We start from the raw sequence: 18,254 nt of genomic DNA on the forward strand, positions 1-18,254 counted from the left end.
TTCATGCCATACAGGTTGCATAAAAATATTTGTCTAACTTTAAGGGGTCACTTCAATCAACGTCTGGTTTTATTTTTGCCTTTTACTTTACACCACACTCTTTCAAAGCCAAGGCATTTCTCCATCAATTACTTTCTCATTCATAGTCCGTCGTTATTTCACCACAAACTTTACTCGTGTTCCATCCGGATATGTACTTAGCTGGTTTCCCACCCATGAGCCTGCACCACGATTATCTTTGGGACTAATATATTGGATATCCGCACCCGCTCCGCCTTCCGCACACATCGCCATTGGCCATTCATCCCGATCTTTCCCCTTTTTGACCGGAACACCTTTGAGGGACAAATCCCGATTACCTTCAGCTCCACTGCGATCAATGGTGCATACATCCGAATGTCCTGCCTTGATGGCCTTCTTGATATGATTGGCCGTTTCGGGATAGCGCTCGGCCGGGAATGTGATGGTATGATCTACGCTCCCCTTGCTTCCTCCAAATTGGGACGGTATATCCAGAGACCATTCTCCCCCAACCCATGCATAGAGAGCTACCATTAACATGGCCACCAGCGTCAATATCTGCTTTTTAAATCGTTGCTTGCCCTTGCTCCTTTTACTTCTGCGTCTTTTACTCATGCTGTTTCTCCCCCATTCAACACTTGCATTATACCAGAACGCCAGTTCGCTAAACAATATAAAAAAACATAAAAAAACAGCCGACACTTCCCGGCTGTTCGTTCTGTATAGACTACCCTACGTTAGGAATCGCCTGTTGTCGAAGTAAAGGCAAGGTTACCTCAAACTTCGTACCTTTCCCCTCGGTACTCTCCACCGAAATTTGACCATCCATCAATTCGAGCAACTCTTTGCAGATGGTGAGTCCAAGTCCGCTGCCGCCAAATTTGCGTGCATGAGAGATGTCTGTCTGCGTGAATGCTTCAAACAATTGATTGATTTTATTATCTGGAATGCCAATGCCGGTGTCATGTACAGTGAATACCAGAATAACGGTATCCCCTCGCCGCTCCTCAACGTCCATCTGTAATTGCACTTCACCTTGTTCCGTGAATTTAATGGCGTTGCTGAGCAGGTTATCCAGCACTTGTCGGAGACGCAGAGGATCACCTGTGAGTACATCAGGAGTAGTCAGATCCGCATGACAGAGCAAGCGAATTTGTTTATTCTGCGCCGCAGGTTCATGCGTTTTAATAATCTGTTGAATCAGCTTTAACGGCTGAAATTCGATTTGCTCCACTCTCATTTTCCCTCTGCCCAGCTTGGCCATATCAAGACTATTGTTGACAATGTTCAGAAGAGCCTCCCCTGACTGGCGCGCAAGCTCCAGGTACTCTTTTTGCTCCTCACTGTTGTCACCCATGCCCACAAGTTCGATCATGCCCATAATCCCGTTCAGCGGCGTGCGAAGTTCATGGTTCAGCTTCCCAATGAACTCCAGCTGTCCCCTACTGTTCATTTCTGTCAGCGAAGCTGCCATACGTAACTGCTGCTCAGCATATTTTCGCTCCGAAATATCGTATTGAATCCCTACAAAAAACAAACATTCCCCTGAATCATCGAAAATCGGATCAATATTCAGTTCATTCCAGAATTTCTGTCCATGCTTCGTATAGTTTAGAATCTCTGTCTTGATCGACTGATGCTTCTTCAATGCTTCGCGAATTTTCTGTACGGTTTCCGGATCCGTATCCGCCCCTTGCAGGAACCGGCAATTCTGTCCAATCGACTCTTCCGCACTATATCCGGTTAATTCACTAAAATATTCATTTACATACATTAGCGGAAAATCAGGCAAGGTAGCATCGACTACGGTCACGGAAGATTTAATCTTAGAAATTATAAATTCCCATTGTATAGCGAGTTGATTGTATTTAGTCATGCTTCCTCCTTCATCTCACCAAACTTTGTTGCGTTGTGTTCATGCTCCTAATGCAGCTATCGATAACCCGATGGTATGTGATTATATAAAAACAATATAATTAATTGTAACATAGTTATTCAAGCCATGTGTTCCTTGGGTAATATCTGATTAATACATTCACAAAACTTATCATGTCATCAGGAGGGTCACTCATGAAATTTTTATTAATCGTTATTATTATTATTTTGCTTGTTTTCTTCTTCTCCAGACGTAAGCGTTAATTTTGAGCCGGTCATGTAAAATGAGGAAGGAAGATCGGGTATGAGAACCCTCTTTTTTATATTCATGACACTTTGTATCATTAATTTGTGCTTCCCGAAATTTGGCTGGTACTTGCGTTATGGCTGGATTTCTCGGGGAGAGGCTGAGCCCAGCAGACCGTATATGGCGATGACCAGAATGACCAGTCTGTTGATGCTGCTTATCGCTTTTACGCTAGTTGTGGCTTGAATTATAGAAACCAGAACGGCAGCTATCCCTTGGGACAGCTGCTTTTTTGCTGCTTCAATGACGGGAAAATGACAACTTTGTTTGTGGTGCGTTTGCAACGATACCCGTAATATATAATTAACGTTGTGGAAAGGACACCTTAGCATGAACATCGCATTTTATCCATATTGGGCTGCCAAAACGCTGCTTTCTCTCATTAATGTTATATATATCATGGTTATCACGACGTTTATTTACGGTCAGACCGGGTCTGTCCTTTACGCTGCGCTGTTTCCATTCATTCAAATGTCAGCTCGTATCGTCGCAGGGTTCACTGCACCACTGCTTGTGAACCGTTTCGCATTCTCCAGGCTGATTATTAGCATTCCTTTAGCCAAAACATTGATGATAACCGGAATCGCCATCGCATTTACCGATCTCACTGCTCACATTCCTCTTCTGCTGGTGGGAATAGCGATCCTCTCGTTCCTGGACGGATGGGAATCTCCATTAATAAACACATTAACTCCACGATTGGTTCAAGGAGAAGATCTGGTGAAGGCGAATAGTTTTCTCTCATTCTCTACTCAGACCGTGACGATCATTGGATATGCGATGACAGGATTCATCGTTATGCACTGGGGGGCTTCACAAACATTCTGGGCGGCTACAAGCTTATCCTGGGCTGTCCTGCTTCTAATGATTACGATCAGTTCACTTACCCGCGATATGCAGGAAAAAGTCGAGAAATCCACTTCCAGATGGGATGTATTAAGGGAAGGTTGGCTTATCCTTTGGAAAAATCGATCGTTGCGCCTGATAACGTTCATGGATCTGGTTGAAGGTCTTGCTGGCTCCATCTGGATCGGTGCTATCACGCTTGCTTTTGTGAAAGAAGCTTTGGGCCAAGAGGAAGGTTGGTGGGGACTTATCAACTCCAGCTATTCTGCCGGCACCATTCTTGGGGGAATTCTGGCCATCGCCTTGGCCACTCGCATACAAAAGCACTTGATCTCCAGTATGGCCATAGGTTCTCTTCTCTTCAGCTTACTGACCATCGCATACGGTTTAAACAGCCTTCCTTGGCTTGCTCTGTTATTGTGTATGCTTATGGGTCCTGCTTATCAGATCCGCGATATTGCTCAGCAGACGGCTTTTCAGACCCGTGTGCCCATCGAATCACTGACCAAAGTAAACGCAGCACATGGAATTATTCTCTCAGCTTCCATGAGCATATCTACGGTAATCTTCGGTCTGATTGCTGATCAAATGGGGATTCGGCTAGTATATTTGATTGGCGGTGCCTTATTCATCGTATCCTCCCTGTGCTCTTTCCGGTTAAATCGAATTAAAGAGCAAAATGATTGAATCAAAAAAAGACGAGCACATATCTGCTCGTCTCTGCTGCATCCGAACATCATCGGTGCAGCCATTTTATTCTCAATCCAATCGGTAATCTGTCAACGGCTTGCCTTGTTTATAATACAGGGCGGGTGACAGTATATTGAAGAAAATATGCACATCAGGCAAATCCGCTTCTTCCAAAATAACCTGCATTGAGGAAGCAATCCGATTATGAATCTCCTGATCACGTTGGAACATCAAGATCTCTACTGAAGCCGGAGAAGGAGTAAGGGCTTGTACGTCATGACGTTCTGCCTTCATTCTCTCCCGCGGAATATTGGTAATCAACGCAAATTGCTCCGTGATGCGAGGTACAACTTCCTCCAGCTGAGGTCCTGTGAATCCTTTAAAACGAATAAACGGCATTGCTATCCCTTCAATCTCTATTATTAGTCTCTTATGTGATTTTAAGCACATTGTTTTCGGTTGTCAAATCTCTTTCATCATATCATTTTTTTCATAGAAACGCAGAAAAGCCCCGCTGAAGTCTCAGCGGAGCATACACGCAACCAGGGTCTCACCTTGTTCTACAGCGGCTTACAGCCAGAAAGATTTAGTGATGATTACGAGCAGGATGAAGAGTACGAGAATTGCGCTTGTGGAAGTCCATCCGCCAAATCCACCAACATTGCCGCCACAACCGTATCCAACTTCACTCATTTGATTGGCCTCCTTTGAATTTCAAGGTATGCCATAACATATGTCGATTCTAACATGAATGACCGGGCTATACGGCAAGCTAACCGGCCCAATCATTGTGTATTCTGTTAGTTGAATTATGCCGAAGGAATGACTTGGATGTTGATGTTCACATCATTTCCCGATACTTCACGATAGAAGTCTGGTGTATTTTGTTTCTCCAGGACAATCAAACGAGTACGTGTATCGTTTCTGGACGCCAAAACCACTTGGCCATCCGGGGCAATACAATAAGCGATTGGAATTGAAATTTCACTGTTACGATATGAACCGTCCGCATGGCTGGTCCCCATAACAATGCATTGATTTTGTATCGCCATCTGCCGCGCTTCTTCAACCCACTCTGTATACTGCTCTTCACTGAACATCCCCACACCAATGGAATGCATAATCAAATCCACTCTGCCAATATTCTCGTTGCGAAATCCTTGCAGTACCAGTTCGTCACATAACAATGTGCTTATGGTCCAGTCCTGTTCCTTAACTACCTCAGCAGCGGTATACTTCGCTTTCTCCAATACAGTCTCCCCAGCCTTGTTAATGATAATCGTACGGTCCTTGGGACGTTCATCCAACCTGCGATGACCTGATACAATCATCGTTCGATATGCAGCCGCCAGACGGCTAGCTTCTTCCACGTTCTGATTCAGGTAGCCTTCAGGAAAGAACAACACATCCGCTTCTGGATGTTGTTTCAATTCCGCTTCCAGCTGCAGCAATTGTTGTTCCAACCTGGGTTGTCCAATAATAATCTTCAACGTTTATCCCCCATTCATGAATAAAAGCCGGTTCATACCTGTATCAGGTACGAAACCGGCTTAAAGGTTGTACAGGCAGGATTCCTGCTCACCGCACTTCGCTTCAAGAGTAATTGTCTTTGGCATATCGTTACGTCTAACAATTACTTTTACAGTTTAAATGATATGTAGTTAGGAATTTCTATGTTCAATTCTATCATAAATCTCCTGCCCGTCATAACCTCGATCTGTGGCTATATCTTTGGCAAAAAGTACCATATCACCAGTCGCAGCTGAATTTGCGCCCAACGCTCCCACAACCGCCGCAAGTGGATACAGCAAAATGGTCAGAACCTTCTTCATGCACTCATCTCCTCTTCCGTATACAGGAAATTTTTGTGTGATCATCCTAATAATACGATGAAAAGAAGTAAGTTTCAATCTTTATAGACACTCGAAGCTTTTCAACAAATCTATTGCTTCCTCATGATCAGGTTCCAAAGCCAGTACTTTCCGTGTGTAAGCCAGTGTTTCTTCTTCCAGTTCAAGTTCATAACAACACACAGCCAAGTCGTACAGCACAGCTGAGTTCTGTTTTCTCGAATCAGTACCTAACGACAGCTCCAGAAATCGCTTGGCGTCCTCATACATATACATCCCATATAACAGCTGACCTACAAGAAACGCCACATCTCCTAGCCGCTCCATTACATAATATGAAGACCACATGATGTGGATTCCAGACTGAATATCAAGCATTTCCTCATCGCTTGCATCCGGTAGAAGGTTCGAAATCCGGTTGGCACTATGAATCAAAAACTCAGCATCATATCCGCCCAGACGCCAGAACGGTATAATCTGCTTCAATTCCATCCGCTCTACCTGATGATCCATCCATTCTTTCATACTGAAGAAATCATCGGGTCCAAAACGTTCAACAAATCGGTGATACGCCAGACGAGTGTTTATGTACCCCAGTGGTTCGTCCACCATCAACATACATCCAACGTTCAGATCTTTATAATGATGTGTTGTGAAACGAGTGTGGGCTCCTTGCTGTTCCAATACATATTGAATGGCATGATAATTTGCCGTTAAAGAAAAACTTCCATGAAGTACAAATTCAGGAGGCTCGGCAAACTTCCAGTTGTCCAGTCGATGGTCACCTTTGTCCGCAGTAATTAACACATATCCTGAATCTGATAACCTATTCAATCGTTCGAGACAGGACAGACCGATTGCCGGGAACATAATGTGCGAATCCTCCAACTCTTCCTTGTACAGAGCGATAAGCCCTTGATACGGATAGTCTTCTGCACTGTACTCAGGTGCACGGCGGTATTCATAACTCAGTATCATGTTTTTCAGCAACTCGGCAGGCTCCGAATGAAGAGCAGATTCTGGAGATTGGAGGAGTATGTCACACTCGTATATCTCACCCTCACCGACATAAATTAATTCCTGTGGAATGCTGTCAAAAAAGTAATTGGCAATCAACAGCAAAGGTTGCTTCAGATCGCCCGGTCGAATAACTGTATCCGCCACTACCAGATTCAACTCGGTGTCCTCTATCGCGTCAAAACGTGCGAAATCCAGTATTCCTTGGTCAATAAAGGATTGCATGGACGGATGCTCTCTCCAGCCCAATACATTATCTTCGACCAGATCGGTCATTACATATCGAAAAGCTGGCAGCTGCACGCCTGCAAAATCTTTCAACTCTGTCAGTTTGAACAGAATTTGGTGCGCCAAGCGGCCTACGCCCGCTCCAAGTTCCAGAATGGTCACTGTCTCGGCCGTCTTTCCTTTGCTGGCGAGATCTTGAAGAAAACCAAAAATCATCTCGGCATACGCCATTGCAATCATGGGGTTACTCGTAATATATTGCGGAACCTGATTCTCGGTCCAAGCGTGCAGCCCTTTCTGTTCATAATATGCCCGCTGCCAGTCCCATACCGGAGCTTCACTGAAGCGGAATCGTTGTCCTTCGTTTTGCATCATTGGTTGAAAACCTGCTTTCCATTCATAATTTCATCGACATTTCGGAATTTCCATTCCATCTTCTCATAGACCGTTCCCTTAATCTCTAACGCATTATATCATAAACGATGCCTGATCCAATGAAGTGCTAAACCACACTCCTGTAAAATAGAAAAAACCTGCCTTTCTCAAGGCAGGCAATGCTCGTTAATACATTTATACTCCTTCTATAACGAACTGTTGGCAAGGGCGCTCAACGTTAGTCCGAATATACGGCTCCATCAAAGTTCTCAGGTCCTACACGGATCGTACCCAGCAAGTTAGAGCTGATAAATGCAGTGTACGTCAACTGAGGTGTTATTGGTGGATTGAAATCATCCGCTGAGAACGTAATGACCTGAGGAGCCAGAATGCTCAAGCTGAACGTAGACGTTGCAGAATAGATGACAGGATCCGTTGCTAAGGTCCCTCTGACAATTGTTATCGTTACACCTACGAGGGCTAATGGAAGCTGCACTGATACAGTTCCTTTGAATTGTACCCGTGGGTTTGCACCAGCACCAGCTGTTTGCAGACCAATCTGACCAAACAGTTGAGGAGTATTGATTACGAGAATCGGGATAGCAATGGAGTTCGCCAAACTCGCATTCTGCGATGTTCTAGCATCAAGAAATTGACTCATGAAATCTACCTCCTTCTGTCGGGGATATGATAGTATATGTGAGATTTGAGATATGGCATGGACAGACACTGATATTTAGAAAAAAGGGCATATGAAAAAGACACTGCCCGTATTGCTACGGTAGTGCCTCCAGAATTTCTTAATCGAAGTTATGTTCGTTTTTCTCCAATCTCTCTTTTAATAATCGAATCTCTTGCTTCAAACCTGAGATTTCCTCCCTTAAACCAGATCTTTTTATTGCCATTGAAAACACAGCATATAAAATCAGACCTACCAAACCAATGAAAATAAATATAGTTAAAATCCCTACAAAACCCACAGCACTAGCACCATTCATAACTTTAAATTGTCACCACCTTTATAACATATATTTTAACAATTATACCATATATTTATTTTATCAGCTTTGTTTGCAATTTCGTTAGCATTCGCCTGCCATAAAAAAGCTCTGCTAGCATTATGCTAACAGAGCTTTCTCACAGTGAATTATTAAGTAATTCCCTCATCACTTTAAAGTAATCTAATCAACTTCCAAAGTAAACGTCCAATTTTCCAGTGGGCGGAGTGGTTGCCATCCAAACTGCAGCCAAATTATCGGGAGCATACGTTGTAGCGGTGATATAATCACCAATTAATACGGTAGGCACCGGTGAATTGCCGTTGGGGTTAAACGAAGTCGTTGTGAGTCGGCGATTCGCAAAGGTAGCTCCTCCGTTAAACGATTCAGCAACAAACACATCTAAAAGAAACCCGTCAATCTGATTGGAATAATAAATAACCCTTACAGTTCCTGTGAATGGCGATACAGTAATGGAGGGAAAGAAATTTTGAGAACCAACAGGGGCTCCAGTAATGCTTACGGGATCTGACCATAGAAGCCCATCCGGTGAGCTGCATAGGAAAATGTCGGTGTATCCATTCCGCGCATCATTCCAGGTTGCATAGACTTTACCACTAAAGGTTCCATTGGATATGTCAGCTCCCAAGCTCAGGTTCGTCTGCACGCGAAAAGCATAATTCGTGACAGGTAAAGGAGATGGGGCAGGGACAACAGAAGCAATCCATGTGGATTGTCGTTCAATTGGCGGCTGGAACGTAGCCCCTCCATCGTAGGAGATGCGAAGCAGTGCGTACGGACTATCCGGCCCTGTAGTAATATATCCTGCATATACCTCACCAGTAAAACCTATAGCTATAGAACTTCTGTCATGGAAACCTCTTGGGCTTGAAATTCGGCTCGGAATCTCCCACGTTGTCCCCTGATCTAATGACCTTTGCAAAAATGTGGACGAAGCCAATGTAGCAAGAGGGGTGTACCCCACATACGCATTCCCCCGATAAGGGCTTCCAGGTGTTCGATCCACTGCTATAAACGGCTCATCATTATGAACGATAAGGCCATATCCCTTGTTCACAAACACGGGAGGAGTCCAGGTCACCCCATCATCCAGGGATGTGTAACTGATGATTGTACCGTCATTATCACCGTTAAATATGTGAACTGTCACTATAAACGTACTCGGAAATGTGTAATCAATGGTTGGTGCTTCAGCGCCTGCATACCCGGCAGGCTGCTGCATAGTTGTCGTTGACCATGTCTGTCCACTGTCAGTAGAACGATAAACGCCGATAAGTGTAGGTCCTGTACTTGTGTCAACAGCAACCGCACACATGATATTCGGAAGTAACTCGTTGGAAGCAATCGAGGGTTCAAATTGGTTTCCACCGAGTGCTCCTGTGATATTTACAACGGGCAAGTACCTCATCTCCATTCCAAAGATTAAGGAATATTCGTAAACCGGTCAATTAATATCATTTCTGACTGTAAAACACGTTGAATAATATTACCTGTAGAATCAATACCATATGCATGAATAATCGTACTTGTAGCACTAAAGAAATCTGCTTGAACTTCATAAAATGCTGCATCGTTTAGAGCATAAATCAAGGTCCGAGATGCCTGGGGGCCTACTTGAAATAAATCGTGCCCGATTGGAATTCTGGCATTTTGAGTAGTGTCCCATTTAAACACTTCTATCTCTATATTTACAGGAATATCAAGAGAATCATTTAAACAAGTCACAAGAATCTGAGTAGCCACACTTCCACCTGTTGGCGAATTGTAGATCAACCCTGTAGAGTTTGGCAATCGAACTATCCCTCCTCTTTGAACCACAGATTAACTACACTATTTGTACGCCCCTATCATTTAAAGTAGTACGGATTCTTTGTTGAAGGGGACATACAACAAAAAAGCCTTGATGAAGCAGCAACGAATGATGATGCTCATCACCATCGAACTTTTGCAGGCTTTATTCCAAGGCTCAGTTAATATCAGTTTTGAGTTTATAACAATAGAAAAAAACCCTTGCTACGCAAGGGTTTTGAGAGAATGGGCCCTACAGGACTCGAACCTGTGACCAATCGGTTATGAGCCGACCGCTCTAACCAACTGAGCTAAGGGCCCTGAACAAAAATGTATAACGTTCAGATGATGGCTGTGAATCATCCAGTAAAACTAAATTGCGGGGGCAGGATTTGAACCTGCGGCCTTCGGGTTATGAGCCCGACGAGCTACCGGGCTGCTCCACCCCGCGTCAGTAAGAAATATTAAAACAGCGACTTAATTAATATACACCATACCTGCCCCACATGTCAAGGGGTAATGTTAGGGAATGAAGCGTACGCCATACCGCCCTTTTTTTGAACGATATACTTCCACTTCAGCTGGCTCGTTATGACCGTAAATCCACCCATCCTGCTCCATCCGTTTTGCAAGACACCCTGCCTGAAATTTGGTTGTATACAATTTGCTGAAATATACCCAGTGCATTCCACTCGTCCTTTCTTGAAGTCATCATTTATCCCTGCTTTTGTAGAATACCCCAATTCCATAAAAATAGCCGCCGAAGATATAAATCTCCAGCGGCTGCATCTATGATTTTTTCACAAGATCATCTAACTTTTATTGAAATGTGGCTTTAGGGTTCTTTTTCAATTTCTCCAGCATCTCGTTCCCTTTGGCTGCCCATTCACCAAGCGCTTCTTTTGGTGTTTTTTTGTTCGCAAGAACTTGATTGAAGTATTCCATACCCTTGTCACTTACTTGCCACAGGTTCGGCATTTTTTGATACATTTTATCCAAGTTCGTATTGGTCGGAGGTATAGGTTTCAGTGTATAGAACGCCTGGATATTGTAATCCAAGCCATCCTTCGGTTTAATAAAGCTCTTCCGTGAAACCATCTCATAACTGCTGCGTGCTTTGATTTTCGCCCAGTCTTCACTGTTCATATACTTAATCAATTCCCATGCATCATCAGGGTTCTGAGCTGAACTATTAATGGCCATAAGATTGCTCAGATAAATGTTGCCTCCGATTTCAGGAGCCTCCGGATGAACTGGAGGTGTAACAACATCCCAGTCTACCTTCGTAAAGTCTTTCATTTTATCTGCATTTTTATTGGCATCAATCAACTGATTAATGTAGCTGTAATCTCCAATCACCATGGCTGTTTTGCCACTCAGGAACAGATCACCCTGAAGCGGATTATAACGTCCACTCTCATCCTGACTATCCTGCGGTTCGTCTCCTTTAGGGATGACTTTATCTAAGGCGAGCTTGCTTATCGTGCTCCATACTTTCTCCCATTGAGGAGAATCTACAGTCATTTTTTCCGCTTTGTCATCAAAAATTTTCAGCTGCAAAGAGTTATAATACTGGGACATCGTATAGTATGGAGAACCGCCTTGATAGGTACTGAAAGAGAAACCAAATACATGGTCTTTTCCTTCACCTTTGGTAAGGCGTGTACCCAGGTTGAAAATATCATCCCAAGTCATATTATCCGTTGGAGGCTCCACGCCTGCTTTCTCAAACATACCCTTGTTATAGAACAAAGCGGAAGAGGAGAACGTTGGTGTCAAAGCGTAGATGCTCTGATCTCCCAAATCCTTAATTCCTTCGAGAACACTTGGCACAATATCCGTAGTATCAAACTTGTCTTCCTGCATCAGTGGGTCCAGTTGTTTCACCATGTTTTCCTGAATCAACGACTTGACTGTCGCCGTATCCGCCACGATGACATCTACCGGGTTATCCCCTGTCATAATCTTCTTCAAGCTTTCCATCGTATCCGGAATGTCCTTCTGCTCTTCCTGGTTACCATAGCCATACATGCTGCCCTGATCTACCGCAGGTACAACTTCAATCGTTATATTTGGATGTGTCAATTCAAAAGCATCGGTAAACTGCTGACGGAAATAGCTGTCATCCTGGCCACCCCATAACGTCGCTACACGCAATACACGCTGCTCGTTATCCTTGGACTCACTCGCTGTACAACCCGCAAGCAGCGGCAATGCCAGACTAGCTGTAGCCAACACGGCCAGCACTCGTTTTCCCCAAAACCTGTTCTTCATCTCCCAATTCCCCCTCTAAAATTATCTTGGCGGTGTAATGACAATACGTTCACCGTCAAATTCCAATGTGGCACGATTATCAATGGACAGCGCCTCCAGATACTCCTTGGGCACCTGAAGTCGTCCCGCCCGGTCGATAATGACAAAAGCTTCATGAATATCCGGGGCTCCTGCCTCCGATAAGCCATGTTCGTCATCCAGATTCGGATTACGTTTCACAAACTCGGTGCTGGTCAAGCCGTCCCGAATCGCCACGATCCGGTCCACCTTACCAGCAAGGGTTAGATCATGAGTAACAATCACAATCGTGACCCCGAGTTCCTTGTTCATTTTACGAAAAATGCCCATGATGGTATCACATGTCTCTGAATCCACCGAACCTGTCGGCTCATCGGCAAGCAGCAGCTTGGGGCGATTTGATAGCGAGATGGCAATCGCTACCCGCTGCTGCTCACCACCGGATAATTGATGCAGCTTGTTGTGCATGCGATCCTTCAGTCCAACCCACTCCAGCAGCTGCATGGCATATGCGCGATCGCGCTTGCCTCCCAAAATCATGGGCGTTTCCACGTTTTCCAGTGCTGTAAGGTATGGCAGCAGGTTACGGCCGTTATTTTGCCAAATGAACCCTACGGTATGACGTTTGTACTCCACCAATTGGGCGTCTGTCATTTTCAGCAAATCCCAATCCCCGACAACGGCTGTACCGGCTGTTGGACGATCAAGTCCACCCAGAATGTTGAGCAATGTGGATTTACCACTACCACTGTTACCGATAATAGCCATCATTTCACCTTGATTGACAGTCAGATTGAGACCTTGAAGGGCAACGACTTCCACATCGCTGGATTTAAAAATTTTGACAAGTCCTTCGCATTGGATCACGTTTACCTCTCCTCTCCCATTTTGACTGCCTGGTGAACTCGCAGCCTGCGGATTTGCCACAGCAGCATCGTTGCTCCAATGATCAGCATGACCACGGTCACGCCGTACAGTTGCAACATATCTTTCTCTTCAAATACAATTCGGAACGGAGGTACCTGTGCGGACACATTATCTGTCGTTTGCAGGAAGGGCAGGAACAGACGGCTGGATACCTGACCAATGCCAATACCGAGAATGATGGACAGACCCGCCGTGAACACCTGCTCCAACAGCAACATACCGCTCAATTGTGCCCGGGATAACCCCATCGCCCGCAGGACACCGAACTGTACTACACGCCCGGATAGATTGAAGAACCAGTACAGAATGTATCCGATCAGGGAAATAATCACCGACACAAGGAATCCGAGACTCAGTATGCCGAACACCCCACCCCTTGACGGATGTTTGCCCTGTGATACCAGCTCTGTACGCACATCGCGCACAGACGATAACTCAATGCCTTCTGCTGCAAGTTTCTCCATCAAAGGAGCAACTTTGGCATCCGGCTCCATCTTCAACCAGACCTCATATGGAATCAGAGGCACCTGATCATAGATGTAATCCAGATTGGCAATGAAAAACGGCATTTGATCCGGGTACTGGGCAGGCCAGTAAGGTATAATGCCAAACACAACAAATTCAATCGCCTGACCCTGTACACCAATGGAGACGAGGTCTCCGGTTTTGAGCTTGAATTTGTCTGCAAATTTGGAAGAGATCAATACGGCCCCTTCATATTTCCCAAGCAAGTCAAGGTACTTATAAGGATGAGCCGGGAACAGATCGTTGCGGAACCACGCCACTTGGGCAAAATCCACATTGTCGATCCCCACCAGCATTCCCTGTCCACCTGATTTGCCAGAGACAATAATGTTGCCTTTCGTTTGCAGCACTCTCGCTGCATGTTCGACACCATTCAGGCTGCGGAACACTTCAAAAGGTGGCTCGGAATAGATCATCTTCGTGGGTTGTGAAGTACCACCGCCCCCACCTGATCCACCTCCGCCGCCGTTACCGCCGCCTCCAGAACCACCGCCACCGTTTCCTCCACCCTGTCCACCGCCTGAACCTCCGTTTTGTCCGGAACCCGTTGGCTTAACCTCAGGTGTGCCTTCCCATACCGTCTGCATAATAACATCCGAACCATAGCGATATAACGTACGCTCGGTTGAGTTCAGATCAATGGTACGAGCCGCCGCCGAGTTATACACACCGAGTCCGAGTGTCAATACAAGCAGGATCATCAAAGGATAATAAGAAGATGATGAACGTGAAAGCTGCGTCAGTGTCAGATACAGTGGAACCGGGAGAAACTTGCGCCCGATCAGCTGAATCAACTTCAAAATCCACGGGAACAATCGTAAGAAGAACAGTCCCAGTGCAAAGATCGCGAGTGCCGGTACAAAGAACAGAAACGGCTGTACCTGAAGCTGATCTGTCGTCATTCCGGTCTGGAACGTCAACATTTGCCGTTCATAGAACAAGTAGTATCCATATCCGGCGAGCCCCAACAGCGCGATATCCAGGAACCAGCGCTGCCATACCGGCGCACGATCTGTACGTGCTTGCCGCCGCTTAGCCGATACAATCGTCGCCCGCGCATAGGTTACTGCCGGAATGAGAGAAGCTATAATTGCCACCAACACGGCGATAAGGCCAAGCAGGAAGGCTTCTTTCGATATTCCAATCGGAATGGATTTCCGATCCACGAACGACAGGAATCCACTCGCTGAACCGATGCTTTTCGCCATAAACCATCCAAGAAACGGTCCGATGACAAGAGCAATCGCTCCCAGGAATATACCTTCAAGCAGATAAAGAGAGAATATCTGCCGGGCAGAAGCTCCGCGACTGCGCAGAACCGCAATGTCACTTTCCTGCTTCTGTAACGACTGTCTGGCATTCATGGCAATAAAATAAAAGACCATCGCAATCATCGGTGCTGCCAGTGTGAACAGCATGGTCTGCAATTGCAGACTCTGACTGCGGAATTGTTTCAGCAGATCCCCGAAGGTGATGTCCACTTTCGTATCCTTCAACCGCTGATACAGATCGATATCCAGCCTTTCCAGCACAGAGGTCAATCCCGAGAGCTGGCTCGTTTGAATCTCTTTCAGATCAAATGCATAATACCAACGTGAATTCTGAAGAGGGATCCCTTTTTCCTTTAACAAAACATTATTAAATACCGATTCATCCACATATAGTCCGTTCATCATACCGTCAAATCCCTGTACCCAATACGGGCTGCTAGGATCATCGGCTTTGAAAGAACCTATAATCTTCACACGCAACGTAATATCGAGACCGCTGTAAATCGGATATTCCAGAACATCTCCGATATGCAGATCGTTACGATACATGCCCTCTTCGAGCATGACCGCTTCAATCGTATCGTCCTTGACCTGGTTGCCCGGCTTCACTCCCGCAGAATAATTAACCTGTGCATCCAGGCCTGTCATCGTCCCCAGACTCATGCTGCGGACCCGGCTGGCATCCACTTTGGTTGGGTCTTCCGGGTTCACTTCCGTGCTGCGGATGGAGCGGGAGTTCACATACGTATGAAAAGGAAATCCAATGTCACGGGGCACATCCTCGCGAATATATCGATCCACCTCTTCCAGACCACGTGTGTCTGTCTTCACACCACCAGGTGCCTGGTAACTCATGAGCAACGAGCCGGCTGGCAGTCCCTCACTGTTATCCTGCAGCGTCTGGGCCACGACCCGCTTCAGCGCACCATCGGCATACATCGGAATACTAACGGTGAACGCTACCGCCACAATCAGTCCGATCAGTGTGCTGAACGTCATCCAGCGAGTGTTCCACATTTTGCGGAACAACAGTCGAAGCAATGGCAGCCCCATTAGCGGCCCACTACTTTCTGTCCAACGGTCAGACCTTTCAGAATCTCCACATCCGTGGATGTCTGCTGCCCAACTTCTACGTCCACTTCACGCTTGCTTCCATCACTCTCCACCACTTGCACGTACGTTCTTGAACCGATGGAGCGCAGAGCGGATACTGGAATGACAATCGCGTTCTCTGTTCGCTGCGTGACAATCGAAACCGTTAGAGGTGTACCGCGTTCAACCCCTTTGGGCATTTTCGCCAGCGAGACGATAACATATTGATCCAGGCTTTCTTTCGCTGGAGGCGTTCCGCCTTCCCCCGAACCTCCGCCGTTACCACTTCCACTACCCGATGCTTGGGCAACAGGCATCACTTTAACTTTGCCAGCCACTTTGCCTGCCCCATTAATGTCCACATCCGCCTTCATGCCAGCCGAGAACTTTTCCAAATCTTCCTTGGCAAACGTAGCTGCGACAACCAGGTTGGATGTATCTGCTATGGTCGCAATCGGGTCATAAGCTTTGACAGCCGCGCCCTTCTCCACCTGCACAGCAATGACTGTTCCACCGAATGGAGCGGTCAAAGTGGCTTTACCCAACTGATCCTCCAGATCGGCGAGTTCCTGACGAAGTTCTTCAAAGGCAATCGTGGACTCTTCGAACTCTACCGGGTCCATCTCATCCCGTTTGCGAAGCGTTTCCTTCATTTGCACTTCCGATTTGCGAATCTGCAGGTTTTTGGCCCGGATTTCCTTCTCCACGCTCTCTACATCAAGAACAGCGAGAAGTTGACCTTTTTTCACTTTATCCCCTGGTTTTACATTCAACTCTTTGATATGCATACCGTCCAGCGTAAAATACACCTTTTCTTCCCGCTGGCTCATCATCTTGCCGCTTCCGCTTACTTTCTTCTCCAGCGTCTCTGTCCGAACTTCATATTCCGGCTTCTTGGAGATCGTTGGCGGTGTAATTGGCGGAAGTACTTCTTCCTCTGTCTCAGCCGGCAGCAAAGAGCAGCCGGCCATCGTTGCAGCCACTATCGCACTAAGCACAATAAGCGCTGCGCGTTTCCCCCTCTTCGGAGCGGCCCCTTTACTTGATAAATCTGCCGTCCGCCATTTCATAAACATGGTCCGCAACCTCCAAAATCGTAGGATCGTGTGTAGTCATACAGATCGTTACTTGTTCAACTTCAATAATATTGCGAAATACAGCCATAACCTGTGCTCCCATTTTGGAATCGAGTTCAGCTGTCGGCTCATCCGCGAGCAATAATCTCGGTCTGTGGGCTATCGCCTTGGCGATGGCCACCCGCTGCTGCTCTCCCCCGGACATCTCGAATGGACGGTGCTTGACCCGTTTGGTTAGTCCGACCAGATCCAGACAATGACCTACCCGGTCCTTCCATTCCGAACGCGGCACGTCCGCCATGCGCAGCGACAGCTCTACATTTTCCCAAGCAGACAACAAGGGCATAAGCGCATACGCCTGAAAAATAAAACCAATTTCTCTGCGCCGCAAAGCGGTCCGCCGCCGGTCTCCCCAATCTTGAAGAGGCTGGCCGGAGAACAGAATGTCTCCACTGGATGGCTGATCCAGCCCACCCAGCATATTGAGCAGCGTCGTTTTCCCTGAGCCCGACCGCCCTTTCAACATCACCAGCTGTTGCGGGTTCACTTCCATATCGATGCCTTTGAGCACATGAATAATACGGCTACCCGTCTGGAAACTGCGATGAACATTGCGAACCTCCAGCACAGGTCCTTCATATGGAGGCAACAGATCCTTCTTGGAGGGCTTGGACTTCACTTCAGGTTCAGCTGCTGCAACCGCAACTTCCTCTTGGCTTGTTTCATTGGTTATGTCGTGCGGGTCGATGGATGTATTCTGCGGTTCACTTATGTATGCCGATTCCTCCTGCCCGACTGGTTCCTGCTGCTCCGTGAGTCCGACCGCACTGTCCTCGCCTGACTGGCTCTTGGCAGGTCTGATTTTGGAAAATAAATTCTTCATGCCAGCAATCACGCTCATCCTTTCTTCATATCCCGTTCACTTCATCAAGACACTAAAAATAGAAATCTATTCCATACTACACTGCATTATAAACGACGGATCACAACTAAAAGTTACAAGCTTTTTACAACGTTCCAGTGAAAAAGTTAATATTTTGATGAACAAACGAAAA

General features: G+C 46.2%; 19 protein-coding genes and 2 tRNA genes. 2 read left to right on the forward strand and 19 right to left on the reverse strand.

Annotated features, from left to right (window positions below; translation table 11 throughout):
• Window positions 1–153: 153 nt before the first annotated feature.
• Together AC4PM4_RS12045 and AC4PM4_RS12050 are read right to left on the reverse strand one after the other, a co-directional pair.
• Window positions 154–636 (reverse strand): NucA/NucB deoxyribonuclease domain-containing protein, encoded by a 483-nt coding sequence (locus AC4PM4_RS12045; protein WP_079696176.1) that lies wholly within the window; start codon window positions 634–636, stop codon window positions 154–156.
• 112 nt (window positions 637–748) lie between these two features.
• Window positions 749–1,897, reverse strand: a complete 1,149-nt coding sequence (locus tag AC4PM4_RS12050; protein ID WP_090953417.1) for a sensor histidine kinase — start codon at window positions 1,895–1,897, stop codon at window positions 749–751.
• Between the two features lie 303 nt (window positions 1,898–2,200).
• On the opposite strand from AC4PM4_RS12050, the gene AC4PM4_RS12055 reads away from it, so the two are divergent.
• Window positions 2,201–2,389: a DUF6199 family natural product biosynthesis protein gene (locus tag AC4PM4_RS12055; protein WP_053784205.1), complete on the forward strand. Its 189-nt coding sequence runs from the start codon at window positions 2,201–2,203 to the stop codon at window positions 2,387–2,389.
• Window positions 2,390–2,533: 144 nt separating this feature from the next.
• Window positions 2,534–3,736 (forward strand): MFS transporter, encoded by a 1,203-nt coding sequence (locus AC4PM4_RS12060; protein WP_090953419.1) that lies wholly within the window; start codon window positions 2,534–2,536, stop codon window positions 3,734–3,736.
• 72 nt (window positions 3,737–3,808) lie between these two features.
• On the opposite strand, the gene AC4PM4_RS12065 is transcribed toward AC4PM4_RS12060, so the two are convergent.
• From AC4PM4_RS12065 to AC4PM4_RS12145, 17 genes are all read right to left on the reverse strand, one after another.
• A complete protein-coding gene (locus AC4PM4_RS12065; protein WP_063567881.1) occupies window positions 3,809–4,138 on the reverse strand; it encodes a DUF1904 family protein in 330 nt (109 codons plus the stop codon).
• Between the two features lie 171 nt (window positions 4,139–4,309).
• A complete protein-coding gene (locus AC4PM4_RS12070; protein ID WP_079696179.1) occupies window positions 4,310–4,432 on the reverse strand; it encodes a sporulation protein YjcZ in 123 nt (40 codons plus the stop codon).
• 116 nt (window positions 4,433–4,548) lie between these two features.
• Window positions 4,549–5,229, reverse strand: coding sequence for a hypothetical protein (locus AC4PM4_RS12075; RefSeq protein ID WP_491613690.1), 681 nt, complete (start codon window positions 5,227–5,229; stop codon window positions 4,549–4,551).
• Window positions 5,230–5,400: 171 nt separating this feature from the next.
• Window positions 5,401–5,571 carry a hypothetical protein gene (locus AC4PM4_RS12080; protein WP_157258415.1) on the reverse strand — a complete coding sequence of 57 codons (171 nt, stop codon included), beginning with the start codon at window positions 5,569–5,571 and terminating at the stop codon, window positions 5,401–5,403.
• 81 nt (window positions 5,572–5,652) lie between these two features.
• Window positions 5,653–7,209 (reverse strand): hypothetical protein, encoded by a 1,557-nt coding sequence (locus AC4PM4_RS12085; protein WP_072734467.1) that lies wholly within the window; start codon window positions 7,207–7,209, stop codon window positions 5,653–5,655.
• Window positions 7,210–7,447: 238 nt separating this feature from the next.
• Window positions 7,448–7,870: a hypothetical protein gene (locus AC4PM4_RS12090; protein WP_063567878.1), complete on the reverse strand. Its 423-nt coding sequence runs from the start codon at window positions 7,868–7,870 to the stop codon at window positions 7,448–7,450.
• 139 nt (window positions 7,871–8,009) lie between these two features.
• Entirely contained in the window at window positions 8,010–8,207 is a 198-nt protein-coding gene (locus AC4PM4_RS12095) for a hypothetical protein (RefSeq protein ID WP_063567877.1), read from the reverse strand.
• Window positions 8,208–8,394: 187 nt separating this feature from the next.
• Window positions 8,395–9,627 carry a beta propeller repeat protein gene (locus tag AC4PM4_RS12100; protein ID WP_090953422.1) on the reverse strand — a complete coding sequence of 411 codons (1,233 nt, stop codon included), beginning with the start codon at window positions 9,625–9,627 and terminating at the stop codon, window positions 8,395–8,397.
• Window positions 9,628–9,650: 23 nt separating this feature from the next.
• A complete protein-coding gene (locus AC4PM4_RS12105; protein ID WP_063567875.1) occupies window positions 9,651–10,019 on the reverse strand; it encodes a hypothetical protein in 369 nt (122 codons plus the stop codon).
• Window positions 10,020–10,263: 244 nt separating this feature from the next.
• A tRNA-Ile gene (locus tag AC4PM4_RS12110) sits at window positions 10,264–10,337 on the reverse strand.
• A gap of 56 nt (window positions 10,338–10,393) precedes the next feature.
• A tRNA-Met gene (locus AC4PM4_RS12115) sits at window positions 10,394–10,467 on the reverse strand.
• A 71-nt stretch (window positions 10,468–10,538) separates the two neighbouring features.
• On the reverse strand, window positions 10,539–10,703 hold the full coding sequence (locus AC4PM4_RS12120) for a hypothetical protein (RefSeq protein ID WP_162842468.1): 165 nt from the start codon (window positions 10,701–10,703) through the stop codon (window positions 10,539–10,541).
• A 132-nt stretch (window positions 10,704–10,835) separates the two neighbouring features.
• Window positions 10,836–12,290 carry an ABC transporter substrate-binding protein gene (locus AC4PM4_RS12125; protein WP_063567874.1) on the reverse strand — a complete coding sequence of 485 codons (1,455 nt, stop codon included), beginning with the start codon at window positions 12,288–12,290 and terminating at the stop codon, window positions 10,836–10,838.
• Between the two features lie 21 nt (window positions 12,291–12,311).
• Window positions 12,312–13,175, reverse strand: a complete 864-nt coding sequence (locus tag AC4PM4_RS12130; protein ID WP_063567873.1) for an ABC transporter ATP-binding protein — start codon at window positions 13,173–13,175, stop codon at window positions 12,312–12,314.
• Window positions 13,176–13,177: 2 nt separating this feature from the next.
• Window positions 13,178–16,084 carry an ABC transporter permease gene (locus AC4PM4_RS12135; RefSeq protein WP_491613691.1) on the reverse strand — a complete coding sequence of 969 codons (2,907 nt, stop codon included), beginning with the start codon at window positions 16,082–16,084 and terminating at the stop codon, window positions 13,178–13,180.
• Window positions 16,084–17,199, reverse strand: a complete 1,116-nt coding sequence (locus tag AC4PM4_RS12140) for an efflux RND transporter periplasmic adaptor subunit (RefSeq protein ID WP_491613692.1) — start codon at window positions 17,197–17,199, stop codon at window positions 16,084–16,086. Before AC4PM4_RS12140 ends, AC4PM4_RS12135 begins: the two co-directional genes overlap by 1 nt.
• Window positions 17,162–18,082 carry an ABC transporter ATP-binding protein gene (locus tag AC4PM4_RS12145; RefSeq protein WP_256863706.1) on the reverse strand — a complete coding sequence of 307 codons (921 nt, stop codon included), beginning with the start codon at window positions 18,080–18,082 and terminating at the stop codon, window positions 17,162–17,164. The genes AC4PM4_RS12140 and AC4PM4_RS12145 overlap by 38 nt, the downstream gene beginning before the upstream one ends.
• Window positions 18,083–18,254 lie beyond the last annotated feature (172 nt).

The sequence above is a fragment of the Paenibacillus sp. MDV22-iso6 genome (assembly GCF_058408365.1).